The organism is Nocardiopsis flavescens, assembly GCF_900141985.1.
Lineage (GTDB): Bacteria > Actinomycetota > Actinomycetes > Streptosporangiales > Streptosporangiaceae > Nocardiopsis > Nocardiopsis flavescens.
In genome coordinates, this window is record NZ_FQZK01000031.1 from 23,036 (window position 1) to 47,231 (window position 24,196).

The 24,196-nt window shown below is 75.3% G+C and carries 22 protein-coding genes; 11 read left to right on the top strand and 11 right to left on the bottom strand.

What is annotated here, in order from left to right:
• Nucleotides 1-174: 174 nt before the first annotated feature.
• Entirely contained in the window at nucleotides 175-1,080 is a 906-nt protein-coding gene (locus BUE45_RS28345) for a helix-turn-helix domain-containing protein (protein ID WP_073383986.1), read from the bottom strand.
• A 275-nt stretch (nucleotides 1,081-1,355) separates the two neighbouring features.
• Between BUE45_RS28345 and BUE45_RS28350 the strand changes: the two genes are divergently transcribed.
• The 3 genes from BUE45_RS28350 (at nucleotide 1,356) to BUE45_RS28360 (ending at nucleotide 5,353) form a co-directional block, all read left to right on the top strand.
• Entirely contained in the window at nucleotides 1,356-3,158 is a 1,803-nt protein-coding gene (locus BUE45_RS28350; protein WP_073383987.1) for a hypothetical protein, read from the top strand.
• Nucleotides 3,159-3,231: 73 nt separating this feature from the next.
• The gene (locus BUE45_RS28355; protein ID WP_073383988.1) at nucleotides 3,232-3,894 is read left to right on the top strand and encodes an alpha-ketoglutarate-dependent dioxygenase AlkB family protein; all 663 of its coding nucleotides are present in this window, start codon (nucleotides 3,232-3,234) and stop codon (nucleotides 3,892-3,894) included.
• Nucleotides 3,895-4,222: 328 nt separating this feature from the next.
• Complete coding sequence (locus BUE45_RS28360) at nucleotides 4,223-5,353, top strand: magnesium and cobalt transport protein CorA (protein ID WP_245833510.1); 1,131 nt, start codon at nucleotides 4,223-4,225, stop codon at nucleotides 5,351-5,353.
• 16 nt (nucleotides 5,354-5,369) lie between these two features.
• Here BUE45_RS28360 and BUE45_RS28365 read toward each other — a convergent pair whose 3' ends face one another.
• Both BUE45_RS28365 and BUE45_RS28370 read right to left on the bottom strand, forming a co-directional pair.
• Nucleotides 5,370-6,137 (bottom strand): DUF1266 domain-containing protein, encoded by a 768-nt coding sequence (locus tag BUE45_RS28365; protein ID WP_073383989.1) that lies wholly within the window; start codon nucleotides 6,135-6,137, stop codon nucleotides 5,370-5,372.
• 183 nt (nucleotides 6,138-6,320) lie between these two features.
• Nucleotides 6,321-7,886, bottom strand: a complete 1,566-nt coding sequence (locus BUE45_RS28370) for a hypothetical protein (protein WP_073383990.1) — start codon at nucleotides 7,884-7,886, stop codon at nucleotides 6,321-6,323.
• A 228-nt stretch (nucleotides 7,887-8,114) separates the two neighbouring features.
• Between BUE45_RS28370 and BUE45_RS28375 the strand changes: the two genes are divergently transcribed.
• A complete protein-coding gene (locus tag BUE45_RS28375; protein ID WP_073383991.1) occupies nucleotides 8,115-9,506 on the top strand; it encodes a GH1 family beta-glucosidase in 1,392 nt (463 codons plus the stop codon).
• 209 nt (nucleotides 9,507-9,715) lie between these two features.
• The gene (locus tag BUE45_RS28380; RefSeq protein WP_073384012.1) at nucleotides 9,716-10,282 is read left to right on the top strand and encodes a TetR/AcrR family transcriptional regulator; all 567 of its coding nucleotides are present in this window, start codon (nucleotides 9,716-9,718) and stop codon (nucleotides 10,280-10,282) included.
• A 22-nt stretch (nucleotides 10,283-10,304) separates the two neighbouring features.
• Here the strand turns inward: BUE45_RS28380 and BUE45_RS28385 are convergent, their stop codons facing one another.
• Both BUE45_RS28385 and BUE45_RS28390 read right to left on the bottom strand, forming a co-directional pair.
• Nucleotides 10,305-10,535, bottom strand: coding sequence for a hypothetical protein (locus tag BUE45_RS28385; protein ID WP_073383992.1), 231 nt, complete (start codon nucleotides 10,533-10,535; stop codon nucleotides 10,305-10,307).
• 206 nt (nucleotides 10,536-10,741) lie between these two features.
• On the bottom strand, nucleotides 10,742-12,481 hold the full coding sequence (locus BUE45_RS28390) for a hypothetical protein (protein WP_073383993.1): 1,740 nt from the start codon (nucleotides 12,479-12,481) through the stop codon (nucleotides 10,742-10,744).
• Between the two features lie 704 nt (nucleotides 12,482-13,185).
• Here BUE45_RS28390 and BUE45_RS28395 point away from each other — a divergent pair.
• Nucleotides 13,186-13,785 (top strand): CHRD domain-containing protein, encoded by a 600-nt coding sequence (locus tag BUE45_RS28395; RefSeq protein WP_084738039.1) that lies wholly within the window; start codon nucleotides 13,186-13,188, stop codon nucleotides 13,783-13,785.
• 92 nt (nucleotides 13,786-13,877) lie between these two features.
• Here the strand turns inward: BUE45_RS28395 and BUE45_RS28400 are convergent, their stop codons facing one another.
• Both BUE45_RS28400 and BUE45_RS28405 read right to left on the bottom strand, forming a co-directional pair.
• Entirely contained in the window at nucleotides 13,878-14,543 is a 666-nt protein-coding gene (locus BUE45_RS28400; RefSeq protein ID WP_073383994.1) for an anti-sigma factor family protein, read from the bottom strand.
• On the bottom strand, nucleotides 14,540-15,142 hold the full coding sequence (locus BUE45_RS28405) for a sigma-70 family RNA polymerase sigma factor (RefSeq protein ID WP_245833514.1): 603 nt from the start codon (nucleotides 15,140-15,142) through the stop codon (nucleotides 14,540-14,542). The genes BUE45_RS28400 and BUE45_RS28405 overlap by 4 nt, the downstream gene beginning before the upstream one ends.
• 281 nt (nucleotides 15,143-15,423) lie before the next feature.
• On the opposite strand from BUE45_RS28405, the gene BUE45_RS28410 reads away from it, so the two are divergent.
• Nucleotides 15,424-16,038, top strand: a complete 615-nt coding sequence (locus BUE45_RS28410; RefSeq protein ID WP_245833515.1) for a DUF1707 SHOCT-like domain-containing protein — start codon at nucleotides 15,424-15,426, stop codon at nucleotides 16,036-16,038.
• Nucleotides 16,039-16,139: 101 nt separating this feature from the next.
• On the opposite strand, the gene BUE45_RS28415 is transcribed toward BUE45_RS28410, so the two are convergent.
• Nucleotides 16,140-16,712 carry an NADPH-dependent FMN reductase gene (locus tag BUE45_RS28415; RefSeq protein WP_073383996.1) on the bottom strand — a complete coding sequence of 191 codons (573 nt, stop codon included), beginning with the start codon at nucleotides 16,710-16,712 and terminating at the stop codon, nucleotides 16,140-16,142.
• A 199-nt stretch (nucleotides 16,713-16,911) separates the two neighbouring features.
• Nucleotides 16,912-17,667, bottom strand: coding sequence for a hypothetical protein (locus BUE45_RS28420; protein WP_143173510.1), 756 nt, complete (start codon nucleotides 17,665-17,667; stop codon nucleotides 16,912-16,914).
• A 686-nt stretch (nucleotides 17,668-18,353) separates the two neighbouring features.
• On the opposite strand from BUE45_RS28420, the gene BUE45_RS28425 reads away from it, so the two are divergent.
• The 4 genes from BUE45_RS28425 to BUE45_RS28440 all read left to right on the top strand — a co-directional run bounded on the left by BUE45_RS28425 (nucleotide 18,354) and on the right by BUE45_RS28440 (nucleotide 22,046).
• On the top strand, nucleotides 18,354-19,094 hold the full coding sequence (locus tag BUE45_RS28425) for a hypothetical protein (RefSeq protein ID WP_073383998.1): 741 nt from the start codon (nucleotides 18,354-18,356) through the stop codon (nucleotides 19,092-19,094).
• A gap of 462 nt (nucleotides 19,095-19,556) precedes the next feature.
• A complete protein-coding gene (locus BUE45_RS28430) occupies nucleotides 19,557-20,501 on the top strand; it encodes an SDR family oxidoreductase (protein WP_073383999.1) in 945 nt (314 codons plus the stop codon).
• 113 nt (nucleotides 20,502-20,614) lie between these two features.
• Nucleotides 20,615-21,067, top strand: coding sequence for an SRPBCC family protein (locus tag BUE45_RS28435; RefSeq protein ID WP_073384000.1), 453 nt, complete (start codon nucleotides 20,615-20,617; stop codon nucleotides 21,065-21,067).
• Between the two features lie 118 nt (nucleotides 21,068-21,185).
• A complete protein-coding gene (locus BUE45_RS28440; protein WP_073384001.1) occupies nucleotides 21,186-22,046 on the top strand; it encodes an aldo/keto reductase in 861 nt (286 codons plus the stop codon).
• A 227-nt stretch (nucleotides 22,047-22,273) separates the two neighbouring features.
• On the opposite strand, the gene BUE45_RS28445 is transcribed toward BUE45_RS28440, so the two are convergent.
• Together BUE45_RS28445 and BUE45_RS28450 are read right to left on the bottom strand one after the other, a co-directional pair.
• Nucleotides 22,274-23,410: a PrsW family intramembrane metalloprotease gene (locus BUE45_RS28445; protein WP_073384002.1), complete on the bottom strand. Its 1,137-nt coding sequence runs from the start codon at nucleotides 23,408-23,410 to the stop codon at nucleotides 22,274-22,276.
• On the bottom strand, nucleotides 23,403-24,002 hold the full coding sequence (locus BUE45_RS28450; RefSeq protein WP_073384003.1) for a hypothetical protein: 600 nt from the start codon (nucleotides 24,000-24,002) through the stop codon (nucleotides 23,403-23,405). Before BUE45_RS28450 ends, BUE45_RS28445 begins: the two co-directional genes overlap by 8 nt.
• Nucleotides 24,003-24,196: the final 194 nt, after the last annotated feature.

Below are 24,196 nucleotides of genomic sequence, written 5' to 3' on the forward strand. Positions count from 1 at the left end.
CCGCGGAGGCGCACGGGGCGGGGGACCGCGGTCACTCGGGAGCAAGACGTTAACACTCTTTCGGGAACCGGGGAATAGCCGGGGGTCCGTGCCCGGCGCGGAGTTCCGCACCCCCCGGCGGCGCCCGCGGGACGGCGCGTGAACGCGCCCGGCGCGGCCCTGTCCGCCCGGGGTTCAGGCCCGGCCGGAGGCCGCTCCGGTGTCCCGCTCCGACCCCTCGTCCGCGCGGTAGGCGGTGTGCAGGGAGCCGAGCAGGGCCAGCGCCTCCTCGGAGGGGCTCCCCGGCTCGGCCTGGTAGACGATCAGCTGCTGCCCCCCGGCGTCGGCGCCGTTGACCGTGAAGCCCTGGTAGTGCACCTCCAGGTCGCCCACCGCCGCGTGGTGCAGCGCCTTGGTGCCCCGGCCCTTGCCGCGCACCTCGTGCCGCGACCACAGGACCCGGAACTCCGTGCTGCGCAGGGACAGCTCCCCGACCAGGGCGCCCAGCCGCGGGTCGTCCGGACGCGTCCCGGCGGCCTTGTGCAGCTCCGCCACGACCGAGGCGGCGGCCCGGTCCCAGTCGCGGTGGAACACGCGTGCGGCCGGGTCGAGGAAGGTCATGCGCGCCAGGTTGCCGGTGGACGCGAACCCGGAGTACAGCGCCCGGGCGAGGCCGTTGAGGGCCAGCAGGTCCAGCGTGCCGCCCAGTACGAAGGCGGGGGTGTCGGCCCAGCGGCCGAGCAGCCGGAGCAGGTGCGGGTCCACCCGCTCGGAGCGGCGCGGGCCCCGCGGCCGGCCCCCGCGGGCGTCGGCGAGGCGCCGCAGGTGGCCCGCCGCCTCCTCGTCCAGCAGCAGCGCCCGGGCCAGCGCGTCCAGCACCTGGGCCGAGGGGTGGCGCTCCCGGCCCTGCTCCAGGCGCGTGTAGTAGTCGGTGCTGACCCCGGCCAGCACCGCCACCTCCTCGCGGCGCAGGCCGGGCACCCGGCGGCGCTCGGTGCCCGCCAGCCCGACCTCCTCGGGGCGCACCCGGTCCCGGCGCGCCCGCAGGAACCCCTCCAGGGTGGTCCGGGACCGGGGCCCGGCGGTTTCGTCAGTGCCCATGGCCCCAGGCTAGGCGGCCGCGGCCCGGGCCGACAGGGGCGAGGGTGGGTGGGGCGCACCCACCCTCGCCCGGCGCGGTCGCCCCCGGACCCCGGTGGTGATCCGCGCCACAGTGCGCGGCCCTTGCGCGGCGGCCGCGGGGCCGTCCGGACGGGCCCCGGGGGCCCGGTTCCGCTCCGAGCTGCGATGATGGCCGGCGGCCGTCCGGGCGGGCCCCGGCCCGCCCGCCGCAGAGTGACTAACGGCCCTGCCACATGCACTAATCTGGCGCGACCATGGCTGCGAAAACTGATCTCGAACTCCTCCGCGCCCACGAACCGGTGCTCATGTGCACCGAGGGAGAACTCTTCTTCCCCGCCGATGTGGACGCCTACGTACGCAACTGCAGCCTGTGGATCGAGGAGCCCGGCGGCGGAGAGCGCGTCATCGTCCCCGCCGGAGAGCTCGACCTCGACCGCCTGGCCACCGCGGAGGAGGAGTGGCCCGGACGCCACAAGCACCTGCGGTTCGTCCAGGAGGAGACCCTGCGCGAGGAGGCCCGCCGCTTCAAGGGCATCGCGCGCACCGTCATCCCCAAGAGCGGCCGCCTGGCCGCCGTCGGCGTCCTGGGCCGCATCCTCGACATCCTGATGAAGCTCTCCCTGCTCATCCGCGGCGCGGTCCCCGGCGGGGTCACCTTCGCCGCCGTGACCCGCTACCGCGAGCGCGTCGACGACGGAAACGCCACCTACTACGGCCGGGTCACCCGCGAGGGCGGCTACATCATCCTCCAGTACTGGTTCTTCTACGCGATGAACGACTGGAGGACCATCTACGGCGGCGTCAACGACCACGAGGCCGACTGGGAGCGCGTCACCGTCTACGTCGTGGAGAACCCCGACGGCACCACCCGGCCGGTCTGGGTCGGCGCCTCCTCGCACGAGTACCACGGCGACGACCTGCGCCGCAGCTGGAACGACCCCGACCTGCACCGCGACGGACACCACCCCCTCATCTACGTCGGCGCGGGCTCGCACTCCCACCAGATGCTCCCGGGCGACTACCTCATCCAGGTCGACCCCTCCGTCCTGCGCGGCGTGCTCAACATCTGGAAGTGGATCACCCACCGCATCTTCCGGGCCGACAGCGCCATCAACCGCCACGGCATCGGCGTCCCCTTCGTCGACTACGCCCGCGGCGACGGCGAACGCCTGGGCCCGGGCGGCGACCGCGCCTGGAACGCCGTCGTCATCGACGACGACACCCCCTGGGTGGAGGGCTTCCGCGGCCTGTGGGGCCGCGACACCCGCGACTTCTTCGACGGCGAGCGCGCCCCCAGCGGCCCCCGCTACGAGCGCGACGGCACCATCCGCCGCTCCTGGGCCGACCCCCTGGCCTGGGTGGGCCTGCAGAAGGTCGCCCCCACCGAGACGGCCGCCCGCGCCGAGCTGCGCTCCCACGTCATGGGACTGGAGGAGCGCATCCGCGAGTTCGACGCCGACATCGTCAAGCGCCGCGACCACCTGCGCCAGCTCGACTCCGCCCGCATGGTCCTGGCCCGCGAGGCCAACACCCGGCCCCGCGCCCGCGCCTACGCCGAGGAGATCGCCGCCCTGGAGAAGGAGCTGGCGGGCGTCTACGAGCAGCGCGTCCTCACCGCCGACGAGCGCGACGCCCACCAGCGCGCCCTGGCCTCGGACACCCCCCTGGTGCCCCGGCCCACCGAGCACCTCAAGGCCCCGCACCTGCCCTACTCGTCGGGGCAGCAGCGCACCACCCGCTTCCTGCACCTGTGGGTGGCGCTGAGCACCCCGCTGCTGCTGATCGCGCTCGCGCTGCCGCTGTTCCTCCTGGAGGGGCAGTTCACCTTCTACGCGATGATCGGCGTCGTCGTCGCCTTCGCCGCGGTCGACTCGATCGCCCGGCGCAAGTTCCTCCAGTACCTGACCGGGCTGGCGGTCCTGGCGGTGGTGGTCGGCCTGGTGGTGGGCGTCGTCGTGGCGTTCGTCGTCAACTGGCGTATCGCCATCACGGTCCCGGTCGTGGCGATCGTGGTGCTGCTGCTCGTGGTCAACATCCGCGACCTCATGCGCCGCTGACACCCGCTCCGCCCCGACGCACCCCCGCCCCGGCGGGGGTGCGTTCGTCGTCGCGGTCCGCCAGCATGGGGGCATGAGCGACGCGCTGTTCGCAGGACCCCCGGTGCAGGTCGCCCCGGGCGCCGTCCACCTGCCCGGGTGGCTGCCGCCGGAGCGCCAGGCCGCCCTCGTCGGGCGCTGCCGGGCGTGGGCGTCCGGCCCCGGCGGGATGCGGCACCACGCCATGCCGCGCGGGGGCCGCATGTCGGTGGCCATGACCTCGCTCGGCTGGTTCTGGGAACCGTTCTCCTACGCGCGCACCCTGCCCGGCGGCGGCCCCGTGCCGCCCTTCCCCGACGAGCTGGGGGAGCTGGCCGCCCGCGCGGTGGAGGCCGCCTACGGAGCCCCTCCCGCGGACGGGGCCCCGCCCTACGACATCGCCCTGGTCAACTTCTACGGCGCCGACGCCCGCATGGGCATGCACCAGGACCGCGACGAGGCGGCCCTGGAGCCGGTGGTCTCGCTCAGCCTGGGCGACACCTGCGTCTTCCGCTTCGGCAACACCGAGACGCGCACCCGCCCCTACACGGACGTGGAGCTGCGCAGCGGCGACCTGTTCGTGTTCGGCGGCCCCTCCCGCCTGGCGTACCACGGAGTGCCCCGCACCCGGCCCGGCACCGCCCCGCCCGGGGCCGGCCTGGAAGGGCGCCTCAACATCACCCTGCGCGCCTCCGGCCTGCCCGCCGACGGGCCGTGAGCACGCGGGCGACGCCGCGCGGGCCCGGCCGGGTGCCGGGGTCCCGGCCCCTTGCGTGCGCGATCCCGTCGGCCCTTCGTCCGGGTAGGGCCGGGGGCGGTTCCCCCGCGCATGCGACGACGTCGGCCCGCCGCACGGAGAGGGCCGTGCGGGTGTCCTTGCGTGCGCGATCCCGTGGGCCTTGCGCGCGGGCCCGGCCGGGTGCCCCCGGCGCCCGGGGCCGGCGCGGGCACGCCGGCGCCGTCCGCTGGCGTGTCGGGGTGCGCCCGCCGCCCGCGGGCGGCCAGGATCGTGCACGGCGACGCCACCGACGACGGGAGGGACCTCCGTGACCACGGGAGCGACGGGACCCCACGAACACTTCGGCAGCGGCCTGCCCGCGCCGGAGCGCACCCTGGCCCTGGGCAGGGACGGCGCCGCCGTGCCCGCCGACACCCCGCCCGGCCGCATGTGGATACGCCTCTACCGGGAGGGCCGCCCCGACGGCTCGGCCGACACCCCCGCCCGGGCGCGCGAGGCCGTCGCCGCGGGCGGGGGCCGTATGGCCTGGATCGCCCTGACCGACCCCGGCCGGGACCAGCTCAAGGACCTCGCCCACGCCTTCGGGCTGCCCCCGCTGGCCCTGGAGGACGCCGTCGTGGCCCACCAGCGGCCCAAGGCCGAGCTGTACCGGGACGTCCTGTTCACCGTGCTGCGCCCCGCCGGATACGACGAGGAGGCGGAGGCGGTGCGCGTGGGGGAGGTCCACGTCTTCGCCGGCGCGGACTTCGTCGTCACCATCGCCCACACGGAGCAGCTGGACCTGGACGCCCTGCGCGGGCGCCTGGAGGACCGGCCCCGGCTGCTGGCCCGCGGCCCCCTGGCCGTCCTCTACTCCGTCCTGGACCACGTCGTGGACGCCTACGCCCCGACCGTGGCCGCCCTCCAGGACGACATCGACGACGTCGAGGGCGAGGTGTTCGCCGGCGCGAGGGGCTCCTCCCGGCGCACCTACCGGCTGGCCCGCGAGGTCATCCTCCTCCAGCGCGCGGTGGACCCCCTCGGCGGGGTCCTGGAGGAGCTCATGGCCCCGCTGCGGTCCCCCGGGGAGCACCGGGACGGCGGCCCCGGCCCGCACGGGGACGCCGCGGACCGGGAGCGCCTGTACGGCCACCTGCGCGACATCGCCGACCACCAGGCGGCGGTGCGCGAGCGCGTCGACGCGCTCGGCCAGCTGCTGCAGAACATCATGGCGGTCAACGGCACCCTGGTGGGCCAGGCACAGAACGAGGCGATGAAGAAGGTGTCCTCCTGGGGCGGCATCCTCGTGGTGCCCACCCTCATCGCCTCGGTCTACGGCATGAACATCCCGCCCTCGCCCGGGTTCGGCTGGACGTTCAGCTGGCCGCTCACCCTGGCCCTTATGGGACTCTCCAGTCTCGGCCTCTACCTGGTCTTCCGCCGCAACGGCTGGCTGTGAGAGGCCGCGCCGCCCCTCACATCCGCCAGGGGAGGTTGCGCCACGGGCTCTCCGGTTCCGTGACCAGCACCCGGTGGGCCCTCACCGAGTCCGTGTAGTACGCCCCGAAGGCGCCGTCGTCGAACCCCATCGCCCTGCCCAGGGTGAACCCGGCCGACATCTCCTCCCACGACCCGTGGAAGCGCATCGACACGGCCCCCGCCCGGACGATGTGGGGCAGGGCGGCCTCGGGGGCGGCGTACCCGGCGTTGACGCCCCACCGGGCGAGGTTGACCGCCCGGCCGAAGTCGTAGGCGCGCACCGTGCGCACCGCCGCCCCCCGGGGCAGCACCCCGTCGGCGACCATGCGCTCCTCGTACTCCCACACCCGGGCGGCCTCGGACACCATCGCGTCGTAGGTCTCCCGCGCCGCGTTGCGCGCCCCGCACCAGTACCCGATGAGGTCGGGCCAGGACCCGGCGTCGAAGGGCGCCCCGGGGCGCGCCGCCGACGCCTGCGCACGCAGCTCCAGCACGGTGGACAGCGCGGTGGGCGGGGCGGTCTCCGCCGTCAGGGAGGCCAGGGCCCGCTCCCATCCGGCGGCGTCGTCGATGCCCCACGCCGAGCTCAGCTTCTCGCGCTCGTCCCGCGCGTCGCAGCACGAGCAGGACGAGTGGACGGCGTTCCAGACCCCGCCGTTGGCCACGGGCATGTGCGCGCCGCTGGCGAACGCGTGCGCCAGCGGTCCCTGGAAGACCCCCTCGGGGTCGCTGCGCAGCCGCGGCCTCTTCGTGAACAGACCCATGCCCGTCCCCCCTCGCACACTCGTGCGGGCCCCGGGGTCCCCGCCCCGGCGCCCCGTCCTCCGGATGCCCGCTCCCGCGGCGCGGGTCCGCCGGGGGCCGGGGCGGGCGGCGCGGGTCCGCCCCGGCCCGTGCCCCGGGGAGGGCGGCGGGCGGGTGCGGGGCGCGGGATCGGGGGACACAGCCTAACGCGGGTCGATCAGCGCCCTGATGTCGTCCGCCAGCGACCGCGCGGTGGCCTCCCGGGCCCGGGCCTCGTCCAGCCGCGCCCGCCACGTCTGACCGGCCTGCTCGGTCTCCTGGCGCAGCCGCCGCAGCCGGGCCACGCGCGTCTCGGCGACGGCCTCGGCCTCCCGCCGGTCGTACAGGTGGGCCCACACGGCGCCGGCCGCGCTGCCCGCGGCCAGGACCCAGACCACCCAGACCGCCGATCCGGTGGTCACCAGCCCCAGGACCACCAGGAGACCGGCCAGGACCGCGAACCCCCACATGTAGACGCGGCCCCGGTGCTCCGCGGTGTGGCGGGCCTCCAGCTGCCGTTCGGCCCGCAGCGCCTCCTCGGAGGTGGCGCCGTGCTCGGTGACGGTGACCCGGACCCCCTGCGCGGTGACGGAGGTGGTCTCCGGCAGCGGGGCCGAGGCCTGCTCCACCAGGTCCTCCACGGCCCGCAGCACGGCCGGCCGCTGCAGCACCAGCGCGAACGTGCTCCGGTGCGGGGCGGTCCCGGAGCCGTGCAGGTCCTGCTCCAGCAGGGCGGCGGTGGTGCCGACCCCGTCGTCCCAGCCGGGTGTGCGCCCGCCCCCGCCGTTCTCGATGACGGCGCGCAGCTCGTTGGCGCGGGCGATGAGCGGGGCCTCCTCGGGGGTGCCCTCACCGACCAGGGCGACCAGCGCCTCGGACAGGAAGTCGGCGCTGCCCTCGTCGGGGGCCACCCCCTCCACGTGGTCGTCCTGCCCGCCCACCGCGGTGATGCGGGCGATGTCCGCGTGCAGGGCGGTGAGCCCCTCCACGGCCCGGGTGCGGACGGCCAGCTGCCCGTCCGCGGCCGTGCGGCCGCCGCCCCCGCGCCCGCGGGGGGCGGACCGCTCGGAGGGGGCGGCGCGCGGGGCGAGCGAGGGGGGTTCGGCCCCGGCCCGGTCCCAGTGGCGCAGGGTGGACAGCAGCAGGTGCTCGCGGGCCTCCTCGCCCAGGGACCCGTCCGCGGTGAGCATCCACAGGGCGCGCCTGCCCCGGGTGACCTGCTCGTCGGGGGCGGGCAGGTGGGGGAGCAGGTCGCCGGGCCCGCCCAGGGTGCGGGCGTACTCGGCGCGGGTCAGCGCGGCGGCCAGGACGGAGAAGGCCGCGGCCCGCTCGGGGTCGCGCCGCGCCGCCTCGTCGAAGTGCGGCAGCGCCTTGCCGGGGGAGCCGGCCAGCAGCGCGTGCAGGCCGTGGGCGGCGGGCGGGAGCCAGTAGTCGGGGACGTCCTCCAGCTCCAGCGCGGCGGGGACCGCGCCGTCGAGCATGGCCAGGGTGCGGTGCCTGGCCAGGGCGTGCGGGGAGAACACGGCCAGGGTGGCGCGCAGGTCGCTGAGCTCGATGAAGGCGTCCAGGGTGGCCGAGACGCGGTCGAGCCGCTGTTCGAGGCTGCCGCGCAGGCTGGACAGCTCCGACCGCATCCGCCTGCGCTCGGAGTTCAGCATCGAGTGGGCGGAGCTGACGTCGTCCTGGAGCTCCCTGATACGCCGGTTCTGCGAGTAGTCGATCCAGTCCATGCCCGTCGTCTCTTTCCAGGTGTCCGGGGGAAGGTGTGCGCCGAGGGTTCGATGTGCGGGAGGGGCCGCGGGTTCCGCATCGGGCGCGAATGTGAGGGTTCGGTGACCCGGGAGGGCCGCAGCCGCGGGGATCGTCACTGTGTGTTTCTTCGTTGTAACGGAAAAGGGATTGGTAATACGAATCGCCGGGCCTAGCATGGGAGCGCTCCCGCTCTTGGAAGGCCACCGATGGAACACCCCGAACTCCCCCCGCACCTGCTCTTCGGCACCGCCACCGCCGCCTACCAGATCGAGGGCGGGGTGCACGAGGGGGGCCGCGGCCCCTCCATCTGGGACACGTACAGCCGCACCCCGGGCCGGGTCGCCCGCGGTGAGAGCGGCGACGTGGCCTGCGACCACTACCACCGCTACCCCGAGGACATCGGCCTCCTGGCCGACCTGGGCGTGGACCTGTACCGGTTCTCCGTCGCCTGGCCGCGCGTCCAGCCCACCGGTGCGGGCACCCCCAACCCCGAGGGCCTGGACTTCTACGACCGGCTCGTCGACACCGTGCTCGCCGCGGGGATCGAGCCCGCCCTCACGCTCTACCACTGGGACCTGCCCCAGGCGCTGGAGGACACCGGGGGCTGGCGCGTCCGCGACACGGCCCACCGCTTCGCCGAGTACGCGCGCATCGTCGCCGACCGGCTCGGCGACCGCGTCGGCCGCTGGATCACCCTCAACGAGCCCTTCTGCACCGCCTTCGTCGGCCACGCGGTCGGCCGCCACGCACCCGGCACCCGCGAGGGCACCCCCGCCCTGGCCGCCGCCCACCACCTGCTGCTGGCCCACGGCCTGGCGGTCGGCGAGCTGCGCGCGGCCGGCGCCGGGGACGTCGGGATCACCCTCAACCCGGACCACCTCGTGCCCGCCACCGGCTCCGCGGCCGACCTGGCCGCCGTCGAGCGCGCCCGGACCCTCCACAACCGCGTCTGGCTGGACCCCCTCTTCACCGGGGCCTACCCCGACAACGAGAAGGAGGTGTGGGGCGACCTCGCGGACCACTCCTACCGCCGGGACGGCGACCTCGACGTCATCGGCCGGCCCCTGGACTTCGTCGGCGTCAACTACTACCGGCCCATCAAGCTGCGCGACGCCCCGCACACCGAGCCCGACCCGGCCGCCCGCACCGCCGTCGACATCGGCACCGAGCAGGTCGCCTACGAGGGCGTCCGGCACACCACCATGGGCTGGCCCGTGGTCCCGGAGACCTTCACCGAGATGCTCGTCGACCTGGACCGGCGCTACCCCGGCCTGCCGCCGATCTACATCACCGAGAACGGCTCCGCCGAGGAGGACCGCCCCGACGAGGACGGCCGGGTCCGCGACACCGACCGCATCTCCTACCTCCACGACCACCTCACCGCCCTGGGCGCGGCCATCGACGCCGGCGTGGACGTGCGCGGGTACTTCGTGTGGTCCCTGCTCGACAACTTCGAGTGGGCCTACGGCTACGACCGCCGCTTCGGGCTGGTGCGGGTGGACTACGACGCGCTGACCCGCCATCCCAAGGACAGTTACCACTGGTACCGCGGCCTCCTGGACGCCCACCGCGCCCGCCGCGGCGCCGACCGGGACTGACCCCCGCCGGGGCCCGCCGTCCCCCCGGCGGCGGGCCCCGGCGGCGGCTCCGGCGCCGGCCGCACCGTGTTGGAAAACGCCCCGATCTGCGGCAGGCTGTCGGTGTCCGCGCGCGGTGCGCGGGGAGCGGAGACGAACGGAGGCGGGGCATGACTGCGCCGCTGGAATCGGGCCGGGGGACCAGCGGCAGCCTGCGGGCGGCCCAGCGGATGCTCCAGCTGCAGAACAGCCTCGTGGAACTCCTGCGCACCAAGCCCTTCAGCAGGATCACCTACAAGGAGATCACCGAGGGCGTGGCGATCGACCGCTCCACCGTCTACCGCTACTACAACCACAAGAACCAGGTGCTCCAGGCCGCCGTGGACGTGCGGCTCACCGCCTTCGCCTCCCGGCTGGACCTCACCTTCGGCCGCATGGAGACCGTCGACGGCTACCTCGGGCGCCTCGTCGACGCCTGGATCGGGCTGTGGCTCGAATCCGGCCCCCTGCTGGCCGCCGCCTCCGGCCTGGGCGCCGAGCCCGGACCCGAGCGCGACTGGTGGCGGGCCCGCGTCGAACCGTGGACCGAGGCGGTGCGCGAGGCGGTCGAGGTCGCCCGGTTCGTGGAGGAGCTGCCCCGGGACGGGCGGCCCGCCCGGCCGCTCGCCGAGATGGCGGTGAACCTGTGCCTGTCCACGTTCACCGCCGAGCTGACCGTCCCGCACACCGAGGAGCACCGCGCGCTCGTGCGCGACCTGCTGCTGGACGCGGTGCTGCGCACCCTCGGCCGCGGCTGACCGGGGCGGGGCGCCGTACGGCTCAGGCCCGGTGGCGGGCGATGTCGCCGAACGCGCCGACGACGGCGCCCAGGGCGAACATCGACGCCTCGTCCTCGTCCATGTGGACCAGGCCCGCCGGGAGCAGCACCCGGTAGGGCCGGGGCTCGTGGGCGGGGAGGATCTCCAGGCCGTCGATGATCCCCTGCCCCTTCAGCATGAGAAGGGCCTCTTCGACCCTTCCCCTGCGGTCGCCGCGCGACCAGATCGACATGGTTCAACCCTCACTACGGCCCGGGGCCGTCGCGGGCGGGTGCACACGGCGACGCGGTTCCCGTCCGGACGGGCCGACAACCCCAGTGATACCACCCGCGCACCCGGCGTACACACCCGGTCCGTATTCTCGCCCTTGTCCGGAATCGGCCAATGGCAGGCGTTCCGGGACGGTTCGGGGGCGGGCCGGGGCGCGGTCCCCGGGTATCAGCCGGTGAGCGGGGTCATGTCGTTCCCGTGGACGTCGACGGCACCCACCTCGACCGGGGACGCGGGCGGTCCGTCGCCGCGCCGCGGGCCGGGGACCGCCAGCACGGGGCCCTCGCCGTCCTCCTCGACCGCGCCCGAAACCCGGACCTCGGCGGCCTCCCGGGACGCCGCCGCCAGGTAGTGCCACCGCTCGTCGGTGTCCTGCCACCAGGTGCCCGCCACGATCTGGCGGTCCAGGTTGCTGCACTCCCAGCCGCCCCCGCCCTCCCCGGCCACCACGGTCTCCGTGCCCTCGTCGGTGGTCGCCACCAGCAGCGCGCGGGCCAGCCCGCCGCCGTCGCCGGTGCCGTAGCGCAGGCACACCCACCGGCCCGAACCGCCGCCGGGCAGGTCCTGCACGGCGAACTCCCACGCCGTCGCGGTGACGACCTGCTCGCGCGGGGGGCCGCCCGCGCAGGCGGCCTCGCCCCACAGCTCGAACCCGTTGCCGGGGTCCAGCACCTCGTGCGGGCCCAGGCGGCGGATCTCGGCGGGCGGCGGGGGCATGTAGCCCAGGTGGGCGGTGGCCGGGCCGCCCAGGTCGATCACCGTGTACGGCTGTCCGTGCGCCACCTCCGGCGCGCGCAGCCGCAGGACCGGACCGGTGCCGCAGTGCACGTCCCCGGCCAGGGGGGCGGTCACGCCGTCCTCGTCCCGCGCCACCTCGGACCACCCCTGCTCCGGTGCGCTCAGGGACGCCGACGCCGCCTCGGTGACCCACGGCGGCAGCAGGTAGCGCACCCCCTCGGCGCTCTCGGACAGGCGTACCGCGGGCCAGTTCGCCACCCCGTTCTCCGGCTCGGAGAACACCTCCACCTCCTCGGAGTCCCCGCTCCGGGTGTACCGGGCGGTCCAGGGGGTGTCGTGCAGCAGCACGACGTCGGCGCCGTCCACCCGTCCCGCGAACACCAGGCGCGGATCGCGCGGCGGACGCCCGTCGTGGGCGGTCCAGGCCGCGAGCGCGGCGTCGGCCAGCTCCCCGTCGCCCACGGCGCCGCCCCGGGCGGGCCAGGCGGTCAGGTCGAGCCGGAAGCTCTCCCGCCAGGCCTGCGGGTCGTCGGCGTAGGTCACCGAAACGGGCGCGGCCACGGGCGCGGAACGCTCCGGCCGCGACTCCGAGGAGGTCAGCGCCAGCGCGGCCAGCGCCAGGACCAGCAGTCCCGCGCCGGCCGCCGTGAGGGCGCCGCGGGCGGGCGGCGCGCCGCGTCCGCTGACCCGCACCACGGTGGGGTCGGGCGGGCGGTAGCCGCCGGGCACCGAGGCCGCCCGGCCGAGCGCCGCCTCCGGGTCGGCGGCCCCGGCCCGCCGCAGCAGGGCGGCGGCCTCCTCGGGGGCCAGCGCCTCCACCCGCAGCAGGGCGTACGCGGCGCGCGCCGCCGGGTCGAGCCCGTCCAGGGGCTCCAGCGCCCGCTCGAAGGGGCCCGGCCCGTCCACGGGGGAGACCCGCAGCCCGGCGGAGCCCCGCCGGGGCCGCGGCCGTCCGGTCCGCAGCGCCCGCCGCAGCACCCGCAGGCGCACCCGCGGGTACTCGTGCGCGCGCGGGCTGCGCCGCCCCCACGGCAGCGCTCCGGACACCAGGCGGTGCGCGCTCTGGAGCAGGTCGTGGACGGGCGGGCGGCCGGACAGCGTGAGCAGGGCCAGCAGCACGAGGTTGCGGTACGGGTCGCGGGGGAGGGGGTGTGCCTGGGGAGTGGGCATCGTGGCTCCTCGGGGATCTTTCCGAGCGAGCCTAGGGAAACCGGGGCGGGTTCACCCGGCGAACGCCGATACCCGCCCCCTATGTCCCGAAAGTCCCCTCCACCAGGCGTTCCCGGCCCTGCGGCCGGGCTGCCCGGACCCCGGCGAACCGGTGGATCCCCGGGAGGGCGCCGCGACGGGCGTCCGGCGCCCGCTGGACTTCGCGGTCGGGAGGTTCCGCCGAGAGCGTTCCGGCGCGGTTCGAAGCCGTTCGGAGCCGTCCCGGGAGGTTCCCGTCTCCCAGAAATCTCCCACCGGGGGATGGGAGACCGGTGTCTCCCGGCACCCGCTCCACGGCTTCGGACCACCCGCCGCTCCCGGTCTCCCCACGAGAACGGAGACCTCGGAAGGGAACCCTCCCGGTGGTCACGGAAGGCGACCACCGCCGCGGTGGTGTCCTCCCCGCACAGGGAGGGACTCGCGCTGCGCCACGGCGGACCCCCATGGCGTGCGGTGCTGTTCCCGCTGTCGGGGGACGACAGGACCGTCGGCGCGTCTCCGGCCCCGCCGGGCCGGGTCCGTCCGTCGGCGGCACCGCCGGGGCGGCGGCCGGTCGCGATTTTACCCGGACTTGGTGACTCCGGGTGAACGCGGGGGCGCGGGTGGACGTATGGACGGTCGTCCGCGAACGGTTCGCGGCCGGTGACACGGGGGGATTCCAGTACATGAGGACAGCGACGAGGCGGATCACGGCCGGAGCGTACGCGGTGGCGGTCGCCGGGCTACTGGCCGCGGTGCCCGGGACGGCCGCGCACGCCGGTGAGGGGGTCCCCGAACCGCGCGCGTTCACCAGTGAGTTCTGGGTCGAGGCCACCCCCGACATGGTGATCGACGGCCAGGGGAACCCCGTCCCCGGCGAGCGCGGAGCGTCGGGCACGTTCGAGTTCCGGCTCAACAGCCACAAGGACGTCATCTGCTACGACATCGCGTTCACCGGTGTCACCCCGCCCTACCAGAGCCCCGCCAGGACCGCCACGCACATCCACCAGGCCGGCGGCGGCGAGTTCGGTCCGCCGCGCCTGGCGTTCCCGGACCCCCGGGACGACGGCCGCGGAACCCTGCGCAGCTCCGGCTGCATGCAGGGGCCGTTCACCACCGGTCTGACGGGTCCCGACGGCAACGACACCGGCACGGGCTTCACCGTGGCCCAGATCGAGGACGACCCGTCGAGCTTCTACGCCGACACCCACACCGCCGCCTTCCCGGCCGGGGCGATCCGCGGCCAGCTCGTGGACGCGGACCGCGGGTACGCCAAGCCCTGGTAGAACGGCCGGATGACGATGGCGGTGCCGCGGCGGCCCCTCGGGGGCGGGGTCGCCGCGGCGCCTCCCCGCCCCCGGCCGGTGCGCCGAATCCTTCAGAACGAGGAGCTGACCACGGGTTCGCCGCTCTCGTCGGTGATCTCGAAGCCCACCGCGTCCTGCCGGAGCAGGGCGCTGTTGAGGTTGCACACCATCCGGTCGCCCCCCACCCCCACGAACTCGCCCGCGGGGTGGGCGGTCCCCGACCCGTCGAAGAGGGTGGCCCGGTAGGTCCGCCCCTCCCGGAAACCGGTGCCGGTCAGCCGGATCTCCACGCCCCACGTGTGCGGGACCAGCTCCGCCTCCGCGCTGATCCCGTCGTCGTGCGCCGTGGTGGCCACCCCCTCCAGCGGTACCGGGGCCGGGACGAACGCGGCGTGCCAGGCGGCGGCGCCGGCACCGAACCCCACGAGCAGGGCGGCGGCGCAGGCGGCCACGGGGCCGCGGATCCGCCAGGCGCGCGCTCGCGCCGGGCGTTCGGCGCGCACGCCCGCCAGGATGCGTTCACCCAGCTCCGGCGGTGGCTCCGGGAGCGCGGAAGCCCGGTCGGGGTCGGCCAGGGGCAGGAGTTCGGCCGCGGGGGCGACGAAGCCGAGTTCGGCCCGGCAGGCGGCACAGCCGTCCAGGTGGGCGGAGACGGCCGCACGCCGGCCGGGTTCGAGCATGTCCAGGGCGTACGCGCCCAGGAGGTCGCGCATCCCGCCGTGAGAGTCGCCGCTCATCGGTCCACCCCCATCTCGTCCATGACCGTGCGCAGGGCCCTGAGCCCGTAGAAGAGCCTGCTGCGCAGCGTGCCGACCGGGATGCCCTGCTCGGCGGCGACCTCGGCGTGGGGGCGGCCCCGCAGGTAGGTCTCCACCAGGGCGGACCGGTGCTCGCGGCTGATCCGCTGGAGCGCCTCCTCCACGAGCCAGGACCGCGTCACCTGTTCGTCGAGGCCGTCCCCGGCGGGCGGCCGGTCCGGGAGCCCCCCGTTCCCGGTCGGCGCCATGGGCAGCGGGCGCCTGGCGGCACGGCGGAGCTCGTCGACCAGGACGTTCCGGGCGATGGCGAACAACCAGACCCGCAGGCCGGCGAGTTCGGGATCGAACCGGTCCGCCGCGCGCCAAGCGCGCAGGAACACCTCCTGCACGGCGTCCTGCGCCGCCACGGGGTCGTTCAGCTGGCGCAGTGCGAACCGGTACAGCTCGGGGCCGTGCGCGCTGTAGGCCGCCCGGACCCCGCTCTCATCGCACAGGTTCGGCTCGGGTCCGCCCTCGTCGGCTCCGTCCCGACGGCGCCGTCGAAACGCACGGCCCATGCGTCCCCCGTCCCAGTTCACCAGCGGACCCTCCGGAGGTCGGGTGTCGGATCCCGTCCACCGCACACGGGTGCGCGGTGTCCACCGTTCGCGCGAGGCGGAGCGGGAGAGGCCCGGTCGCGGGCCTGGGATCCGCCGCCCCCGGGGAGCGGGCACCGCGGCCCCCGGGCTCCTTGCGAGCGAGCCTAGGGAAACCGGGGCGGGTCCGCCCGGGGAACGCCGATACCCGCCGCCTATGTCCCGAAGGTCGCCTCCCTCCGCCCGGCCCCGGCCCCCGCGCCCGCCCGGATACGCTTGCCGGTGTGAACGACAGCGAAGCCCCTCTCCCCGCGCACCCCGCTCCGGCCGCAGGGATGCGCGCCTCCCACCACGACCGGGACGCGGTGGTGGACCTCCTCCGCGACGCGGCGGCCGAAGGACGCATCGACCACGAGGAGCTGGACGAACGCCTGGAGCGGGCGCTGACGTCCAGGACCCGCGCCGAGCTGGCCGCACTGACCGTCGACCTGCCCGCGCCGCCGGACTCGGGGCCGGCGCTGCCGCCGCTGGTGCTCAAGGGCGGGCTGAGCGGTGCCACGCGCGGCCCCGGGCAGTGGGAGACCCCGGCCCACGTGATCGCCCGCGGCGGCGTGGGCGGCGTGAAGATCGACTTCAGCCGGGTCCGGACCCGGCTGCCGGAGGTCCTGGTGGAGGCCTACGGGGAGACCTCCGGTGTCACGGTCGTCATCCCCGACGGCTGGGCCGCTGACACCGCGGGCATGGACCCCGGCACCGGCGGGCTCAGGAACGGCACCACCCCCGACCGCCTCCCGGGGACCCCGCTGATCCGGCTCACCGGGTCCGGCGGCCTGGGAGGGGTGGAGATCCGCCACCCCGACCGCAAGGAACGGCGCAGGCTGGACGACAACCCGGCCTAGGTGTATTGACCTGAGAGGTTAGGTACGCGGGAAGCAGGCCGGCCCCGGCCGCCGGGGCCGGCCCGGTGCACCCGGGCGGGGTCACCGCGGCGCCGGACGGGTCACACGGTGACCTTCGCCTTCTCGGCGTAGCGGTCGACGAGCGCGGTGAACGCGTCGAGGTAGCCGCGCAGGAACGCCGCCGTCGTCTCGTCGGTGACCTCCCCCTCCTCGGTGAACAGCCCGGGGGTGGACTGGATGAAGCCCTCGGGCTGGCCGAGGGTCGGCGCGTTGAAGTGGCTCAGGACGGCCTTGAGGTGCTGCTGGGCGAGAGCGGTCCCGATGGCGCCGCCGGAGGTGCCGATCACCGCGGTCGGCTTTCCGTTGAAGGAGTTCTGGCCGTAGGGGCGCGAGGACCAGTCCAGGGCGTTCTTCAGCACGCCGGGGATGGACCGGCTGTACTCGGGGGTGACGATGACGACGCCGTCGACGTCGGCGATGCCCTGCTTGAAATCACGGGCGACCTGCGGGAAGTCCGCGTCGTGGTCGGGGGAGTAGTGCGGCAGGTCCCGGATGGGGATCTCGACGAGGGTCACGTCCTCGGGGGCCAGGCGCTCCAGGGCCCGGGCCAGGCGCCTGTTGATCGACGTCGAGGAGATGCTGCCGACGATGTAGCCGATGGTGCGGGCTGTCATGGATTCCTCCGGGGAGCGTGCTGCGGTCGTGGCGAACGGTCGGCGTGGATACGCCGCGTGGCCAGAGGGAACCCGCCCGGGCCCGGTCCTATTCCATGTTTTTCCGATCGGGAAGGGATGTGTTGTGGATCTCAGGGGGTCGGGAGGTGGCCGGGCGCCCCGGGCCGGTGCCCCGGGTGCCCGCGCGGGCCCGGGGCCGTCACCTGCCCGGGGTGTCCCCGGCGCCGTCCAGCGGGCGGCCCGTGAAGCCCGCGAGATCCAGCTCGAAGCCGTCCAGGGCCAGGTCGCACACACGGCAGCCGAAGTGCCGGGGATCGAACCAGGAGCCGGACCCGTCCCGGCGGTCGCGCCCGCCGGCCACACCCAGGGAACCACAGGCCGGGCAGCGGGCCGCGGCGGACACGGGCCCGTGCCCGGAGACGGGGAGCGCCTCCAGGGAGGCGATCGTCCGGCTCCTCTGCTCCCGGGTGAGCCCGGAGACCTTCTCCTCGAAGTCCCTCGCGGCGTTGCGGACCTTCTCCTCGTAGCGAAGGACGATTTCCGCCTCCGCCTCTTCGAGAATGAGGCGGGAAAGGGCCGCGTGATCGCCCCAGAACCCTTCTCTTTCCTTCGAGAGTTCGTCCAGGATTTCGTTGATGTACCCGATCCCCGAAGCCAGTATCTCTTTCGGGTCCGCCTCCCGGTCCCACATTCCCAGGTGGGTGATGCCGTTGCGGGCCTCCCTGAGCATCCGTGTGGAGCCCGACGCCGCACCGGGCCTCCCGAGCAGCTCGGCGACCCTGGCGGCCGCGGTCTCCCCGGCGGCGGTACGAATGTCGGAGATCTGCTTCGAGGCCCTTTCGCCGTTCCCGCTGAGGACCAGGAGGTCGTCGGTCGTCGGTATCGCCGGAGCGAGGAGTACGGGGGAGATGGAGGCCAGGTAGGCCTTGGACGCGTGCTCTGCGGCCACCCCCATGTGGTGAACGGAAAAGGCGTGGTCGGGCGGGGTTGAAATGTGCGATTCAAGCGAACCGGCGGCCCATCGCCGAGCCGATTCCAGCAGGTGGTCGGTCAGGTTCATGGGCGAACGATACCCAGCCGGCCATTCTCGAAGCCGTTCCCTTTCGGCGGCAGGCGTGTCCCGGCCCCCAGCGCGGAGCGGGAGCGCCGCAGGGCCTGTTCGGGTGCCCCCGGGGCCGCAGGCTCGGACCGGGCCCTCCGGGGCGTTCCGTCACCCGGGGCGGGTGAACCGCTCCGAGGAGGGTAGGGCGGCGGTGTCCCTCCCCGCGGGGGGAGGGCGGAGCGCAGGGAGGCGGTGAGGACGCGCATCGGGATCCGGATCCCGGACCGCGCCGGGAGCGGTGCGGCCGTTCTCCCCGCCCTGCGGTCCGCGGAGTGCCCCGCGGCGGCTCCCGGGGCGTTCCCGGAAAAAATCCTCCGTCCCGGAGAACCCGGGAGCCCCATCCGCCATCGGACCCTACGTAAAGGAGCCGAGAGCACACGAAGAGTTCCCAGGGATCGTCCTCGCAGACCTTCCGCGGACCCCGCCCCGGTTCTCCGCGGGGTCCCCGGGAACGCGGGCGGTCCACCGACCGGCCGTGACCACACCGAACCTCCCCCGACATCCCCCCTCCCTCCCGACCGCGGAAAGAAAGGAACATCATGAAGCGCGACATCCGTTCCACCCTCCTGGCCCTGGCCACCTCGGGCGTGGTGGTCGTCGGCTCTGCGGCGTGCGCGGGGGCCTCACCCGAACCCGGGGCGGAGAACGTGAGCAGCGCCTCCGCGGCGGAGCCGCAGACCTTGTCGGGTGAGCTGCAGTACATCGCCCCGGGTGAGCTCGCCATCGGCGACCAGGCCTTCTTCGTCTCCGAGGAGACGCAGATCCTCGCCGGCATCTACGCCTGTCCCGCCGAGGACGGCATGGACGAGAACGGCCAGGGCACGGTGGAGTGCGACCTCGAAACGGTCGAGGAGGCGCTCCAGGACGGCACGGTCATCCTGGCCGGCGCCGAGGTGAACGACGACGGCATCGCCACCTGGATCACCGAGCACGACCCGGAGGGCCCGGGCATCCCTGACGACGGGGACCAGGACGGGCCCGGGGGCGATGACGGGGCCGCGGAGGAGCCCGGCGGGTTCACCGGCACCGCCTCGGGCGAGCTGGAGTACGTGGCGCCCGGCGAGTACATCGTCGACGGCACGGCGTTCTACGTCGCCGAGGACACGGTGATCACCGCGGGCATCTACGCCTGCGCCGACGGCGTCCAGGACCCCGACACGGGGAACGTCACCTGTGACTTCGACGAGTTCGACGCCACCCTGGCCAACGGCACGGTCATCCTCGCCTCGGTCGAGATGGTCGACGGCATCGCCACCTCGATCACCGAGTTCGAGGCCTGACGCGCCGGGCCCGCCCGGGGGACGGGCGGGCCCGCGCACCGTGGTCGGCCGAGGGGCGCCCGAGACGGGCGCCCCTCGGCACGTGCGGGCGGTCCGAGCCGGAGTCCGCGATCCGGTCCGCGCGGGGTGCCGGAGGCCGGTGTCGGCCCCGGGGCAGGACCCGGCCGGTCCGGGGCCAGGGGTCTGTGCGGCACCTGGGATCGAGACCCGGTCCGTCCGGTGCGCCGGGACCCGACCCGCGCGGGGCGTCGGGCGCCGTGTCGGTTCCGGAGGCGGGACCGGTGCGCCGGACGGCCGTGCGGCCGGTACCGGCCCCGGGGCCGGAGTCCGGTTCGCCGTGTGGCCCCCGACGGGGGCGCACGGGCGGCCCGGTGATCCTCGGATCGGGAGGTCCTGGATGGGGATGCGCCGTGCGCGGATGATCGTTGCCGTCACCCCGCACCACCACGAGGAACGGACACCATGGCGCGCCGCCCGATCGACATCAGCATCCCCGACCTGTCCGGAAAACGAGCGCTCGTCACCGGCGCGAGCGACGGGATGGGCCTGGGGATGGCCGCCCGGCTGGCCGGGGCCGGCGCGGAGGTGGTCATGCCCGTGCGCAACCCGGCCAAGGGCGAGGCCGCGGCCACCGAGATCAGGCGCTCCGTGCCCGGTGCGAAGGTCTCCCTGCGCAGCCTCGACCTGTCCTCGCTGGCCTCCGTCGCGGCCCTCGGCGAGACCCTGCGCGAGGAGGGCGACCCGATCCACCTCCTCATCAACAACGCCGGCGTCATGATGCCCCCCGACCGGCAGACCACCGCCGACGGGTTCGAGCTGCAGTTCGGCACCAACCACCTCGGCCACTTCGCCCTCGTCGCGCATCTGCTGCCCCTCCTGCGCGCCGGCCGGGCGCGCGTGACCTCGCAGGTCAGCATCGCCGCGAACCGGGGGTCCATCAACTGGGACGACCTGAACTGGGAGCGCCGCTACTCCGGGCAGGGCGCCTACAGCCAGTCCAAGATCGCGTTCGGGCTCTTCGGCCTCGAACTCGACCGGCGCAGCCGGGACGGCGGCTGGGGTGTCACCAGCAACCTGTCCCACCCCGGCCTCGCCCCGACGAACCTGCTCGCGGCCCGCCCCGAGCTGGGCCGGGGCGAGGAGGTCACGGGCCGGAGGATGATCCGCGTCCTGTCCGAGAAGGGCGTGCTCGTCGGGACCGTCGAGACCGCCAAGCTGCCCGCGCTCATGGCGGCCACCGACCCCGCGGCCAGGCCCGGCGGGTTCTACGGGCCGGCCTGGCCCGGGCGCGTCGGCGGTCCGCCCGCCGAGCAGAGGCTCTACTCCCGCCTGGACAGCGCCGAGGAGGCCCGGCGCGTCTGGGAGGTCTCCGAGCGGCTCACCGGGACCGCCATCCCCGCCGCCTGAGCCCCCGCCCCACCGGCGGGCCGCTCCCGGCGGTCCCGCGCCCCACCCCTGCCCCGCTCCTCCATCCCCACCCCTTCAGCCCGTTCCGCACACCTCTGGAGAAGGCCCCGCCCATGCCCCGTTATGCCGTCCGCGCCACGACATCCGCCCCGCCGGACGCCGTCCGGCGCCTGCCGGCCGACGGCCGCTCCCGGCCCCGGTGGGCTTCCGGCCTGGACGAACTCGTGGAGGACCGCCCGGCCGGGCTCGACCCGGGCGGGAGCGACGGGGTGGGGGCGGTCCGCGCCTTCCGCTCGGGCCGCACCGTCACCGGCGAGCGCATCACCGGGCTCGCGGAGAACCGGCGGCCGGCGTACGAGGACGTGTTCAACCCCGCGCTGAAGGACTACCGGGCGGTGATCGAGGTGGAGCCGGAGACCGGGGGCGGCACGGCCATCACCTGGCGGGGGACCCGGCGCGCGCGGCCGGGCCTGGGCCGGCTGCCGCCGCTCGTCCTCTCCGGCGTGATGCGGCGCATGGCCGCCGACCCGGCCGCCCACGCCTCCGGTGCCGCGCACACCCGGTGACCCCGCGCCCGGCCGTGCCGCGGCGGGCGCTCCCCCCGGTCCCGGAGCGGGGGCCCGGGACCGGGGCGGCGTCCAGCGCGGCGCACCTTCCGCGAGAGACGACCCGAGAGGAAGAACCGTGGAGACCCTCACCCTGAACAACGGCCTCCGGATGCCCGTACTCGGCATCGGCGTCAACCACGTGCCGTCCGCCGAGGTCGGTCCCGCGCTGGCCCACGCGTTCGAGGCCGGCTACCGCTCCGTCGACACCGCCAACACCTACCTCAACGAGCGCGCCGTCGGGCGGGCCGTCCGCGACAGCGGGCTCGCACGGGAGGAGGTCTTCCTGACGACCAAGCTGTGGTCGACCGACTCCGGGTACACCAGGGCCCGGGCCGCGATCGACCGCACACTGAAGCGGATCGGCACCGACTACCTGGACCTCCTGCTGCTGCACCAGCAGTACGGCGACTACAACGGCGCCTGGAGGGCGTTCCAGGAGGCCGTCGCGGCGGGCAAGGTGCGCTCGATCGGCGTCAGCAACTTCAACCCCAGGAGGCTGGCCGACCTCATCGGCCGAGCGCGGACCGTGCCCGCGGTGGTGCAGGTGGAGCGCCACCCCTACTTCCAGCAGCGGGAGCTCAGGGCCTTCCTCGAACCGCTCGGCACCGCCGTGGAGGCCTGGTTCCCGCTCGGGCACGGTGACGCGGGACTGCTCGCGGAGCCCCTCTTCGCCGAACTCGGGCGCAAGTACGGGAAGTCGCCCGTCCAGGTGATCCTGCGGTGGCACGTCCAGGACGGCGGCATCGTGATCCCGGGGTCCACCGACCCGGACCACATCCGGTCCAACGCCGCGCTGTTCGACTTCGCGCTGACGTCCGAGGAGATGGACCGGATCGCGCTGATGGACCGGAACAGGCGGTTCCACAACCTGCCCGAGTTCGTCGAGGGGATCGTCTTCCAGGCCATGCGGACCGACTACGACAGGAAGCAGCGCTGACCCGTCGGAGACGGGGTGCGCCCGGCGGGGTCCACCGGTCGCACCCGGATACTGGCGGGGGCCGGCGGGGGCGCCTGCGCTGTACCGCGCCGTTGTGCTCCCGGCCTGCCGGCGGGGGCGTCCGCCTCCCGCGGGTCGCCGCCCGTGCCGGGGGCCGGTCCGCCCAGGGCGCGCCGCGGCGGTCGGACGCGGCCGTACAGGCCCGTCGTGCCGACCGCCGCCCCCGGCTATCCGCCGGCCCGGGACCCCCGCTCGAAGGCCCGCGACTCCGCCTCGCCCACCAGCCGGTCCTGTTCGGCGCCCAGCGCGGCCCGCTCGTCCGCGGGGACGCCGCGCAGGGCCCTGCGGCGTCCGCCCCGGGTGGCCTGCGCGAGGGAGGTGGCGCGGTCCATCCCGCTCTCGGCCCCCGTCTCCTCCAGGGCGTCGCGCAAGCGCCGCAGGTGGGCGCGGCGCAGGGCGAAGTAGAGCGCCATCGCGACCGCGAAGTTGACCAGGGCCTTGACCACGACCCCGATCCCCTGGAGGACCGGCAGGTTGATGAACGCGTGCATCGCCATGGCGAGCACCACCAGGAGCACGGCCGCCGCGACGGTGCGCGGCCGCGGGCGCCAGGCCGCCGCCGCGACCAGGCCCACCGCCGTGCCCGCCACCGCCGACAGCGCCCAGTGGGTCCCCAGCCCCGTGAGCAGGACCCGTGTGAGCCCCGACTGGACCACCATCTCGACTCCGCCCAGGCCGCCGCGGCCGGTCACCTCCTGCACGGCCATGAAGAGGTTCTCCATCACCTGGAAGCCCAGGCCCACGAGCGCCCCGATGACGAACCCGTCCACGGGACCACGGACCGCGTAGGGGAACGCGACGGCGACGAGGACGACACCCGCCAGTTTGAGCAGCTCCTCGTCGACCGGCCCCGAGACGGCCGCGCCCCACAGGTCGGCCGTCCGCGGCCCCATCGCCACGGCGAGGACCCCGTCCAGCGCGGCGTTGGCGACCAGGGCCGCCCCGGTCACGGCGAACAGCCCCCAGGCGACGGCCGCCGACGACGCGGCCCTTCCGGGAGCCCGCACGGGCCGGATGCGCCGCAGCAGCCAGTACCCGAACACCAGGGTGGCCGCGCCGATGAGGAACGCGCCCGCCCACACCGCGGGGAAGGCCGCGACGACGCCGGCCATGAGCAGCGCCACGTACACGAGGGCGACCGCGCACCCCGCGACGATGAGGACGCGCGCGGCCGGCACGGGCCCCGCCGGCCGGCCCCGTCCCCGGTCGACGGGGGCCGGGGCCCCGGCCGCGCCGCCCCTCGGTGCGGGGACCCCGTCCGCCGCGGTCGCGGAGGACCCGGGTTCGTGCCGCGGTCTACCCATGTTCTGCCTCCTCGGAGAAAGTGATCATGCGCGCCAGGTCCTCCGGCGCCGTGCCGGGGCCGCCGTCCGTGCCCTGGAGGAGCATCCGGACCGCGTAGCCGCCGTCGGGCGAGGGGAGCAGGACCACGGTCCCCGGTCCGCGTGCGCGGTTCACGTCCGCCGCCAGCCCCTCGGTGCCGTCGGCGGAGACGACGGGCGAGGGCTCGCCGACCCGGGTGGACGGGTCCTGGGACAGCAGGACCCGGCGGGTCCCCTCCCACCGCAGGTCGGTGCCGGGGCTTTCGTCCCCCGCCTCCCCGGGGCGCTCGACGTCGAGCACCAGGGGGCCGCGGTGGAGCCGGTAGGACCGGTCGGGGTGGGAGGCGGCCACGTCCGCCTCCCACCCGTCGTCGGGCAGGACGAGCACGGCGCGGGTCGTCCCGTCGCCGCCCAGGGCCAGCTCCTCCCCGGCGGTCAGCGCCGTCCTGCCGGGGACCAGCGCGTTCACCAGCGACCACCCCACCGTCACCAGGGCGATCATCGCGACCGCGATCCCGACCGCGATCCAGCGCGGTGCGGCCCGCCCGGAAGCCGTCTCCTGTGCCACCACCATGCGACCTCCTCGTCCGAATGCCCGGACCCCGACCACATCCGAATGCGCATAACCGACAAAAGTGACGCGCCGGTCTTGGTGGAGCGTTGGTCCGGCCGAGGGCGGCCCGTGGGATCGGTCCGGTTCCGTGTGCCGTGTCGGGGGCGTGCGGCGTGCGCCCCCGGGCGAACGGGCCGCGCGCTGCGACCGCCGGG

Coding starts and splice junctions, on each gene's coding strand:
- BUE45_RS28345 (WP_073383986.1), bottom strand. CDS start 1,080: ATGGGCACTGACGAAACCGCCGGGCCCCGGTCCCGGACCACCCTGGAG.
- BUE45_RS28350 (WP_073383987.1), top strand. CDS start 1,356: ATGGCTGCGAAAACTGATCTCGAACTCCTCCGCGCCCACGAACCGGTG.
- BUE45_RS28355 (WP_073383988.1), top strand. CDS start 3,232: ATGAGCGACGCGCTGTTCGCAGGACCCCCGGTGCAGGTCGCCCCGGGC.
- BUE45_RS28365 (WP_073383989.1), bottom strand. CDS start 6,137: ATGGGTCTGTTCACGAAGAGGCCGCGGCTGCGCAGCGACCCCGAGGGG.
- BUE45_RS28370 (WP_073383990.1), bottom strand. CDS start 7,886: ATGGACTGGATCGACTACTCGCAGAACCGGCGTATCAGGGAGCTCCAG.
- BUE45_RS28375 (WP_073383991.1), top strand. CDS start 8,115: ATGGAACACCCCGAACTCCCCCCGCACCTGCTCTTCGGCACCGCCACC.
- BUE45_RS28380 (WP_073384012.1), top strand. CDS start 9,716: ATGCTCCAGCTGCAGAACAGCCTCGTGGAACTCCTGCGCACCAAGCCC.
- BUE45_RS28385 (WP_073383992.1), bottom strand. CDS start 10,535: ATGTCGATCTGGTCGCGCGGCGACCGCAGGGGAAGGGTCGAAGAGGCC.
- BUE45_RS28390 (WP_073383993.1), bottom strand. CDS start 12,481: ATGCCCACTCCCCAGGCACACCCCCTCCCCCGCGACCCGTACCGCAAC.
- BUE45_RS28395 (WP_084738039.1), top strand. CDS start 13,186: ATGAGGACAGCGACGAGGCGGATCACGGCCGGAGCGTACGCGGTGGCG.
- BUE45_RS28400 (WP_073383994.1), bottom strand. CDS start 14,543: ATGAGCGGCGACTCTCACGGCGGGATGCGCGACCTCCTGGGCGCGTAC.
- BUE45_RS28415 (WP_073383996.1), bottom strand. CDS start 16,712: ATGACAGCCCGCACCATCGGCTACATCGTCGGCAGCATCTCCTCGACG.
- BUE45_RS28420 (WP_143173510.1), bottom strand. CDS start 17,667: ATGGGGGTGGCCGCAGAGCACGCGTCCAAGGCCTACCTGGCCTCCATC.
- BUE45_RS28425 (WP_073383998.1), top strand. CDS start 18,354: ATGAAGCGCGACATCCGTTCCACCCTCCTGGCCCTGGCCACCTCGGGC.
- BUE45_RS28430 (WP_073383999.1), top strand. CDS start 19,557: ATGGCGCGCCGCCCGATCGACATCAGCATCCCCGACCTGTCCGGAAAA.
- BUE45_RS28435 (WP_073384000.1), top strand. CDS start 20,615: ATGCCCCGTTATGCCGTCCGCGCCACGACATCCGCCCCGCCGGACGCC.
- BUE45_RS28445 (WP_073384002.1), bottom strand. CDS start 23,410: ATGGGTAGACCGCGGCACGAACCCGGGTCCTCCGCGACCGCGGCGGAC.
- BUE45_RS28450 (WP_073384003.1), bottom strand. CDS start 24,002: ATGGTGGTGGCACAGGAGACGGCTTCCGGGCGGGCCGCACCGCGCTGG.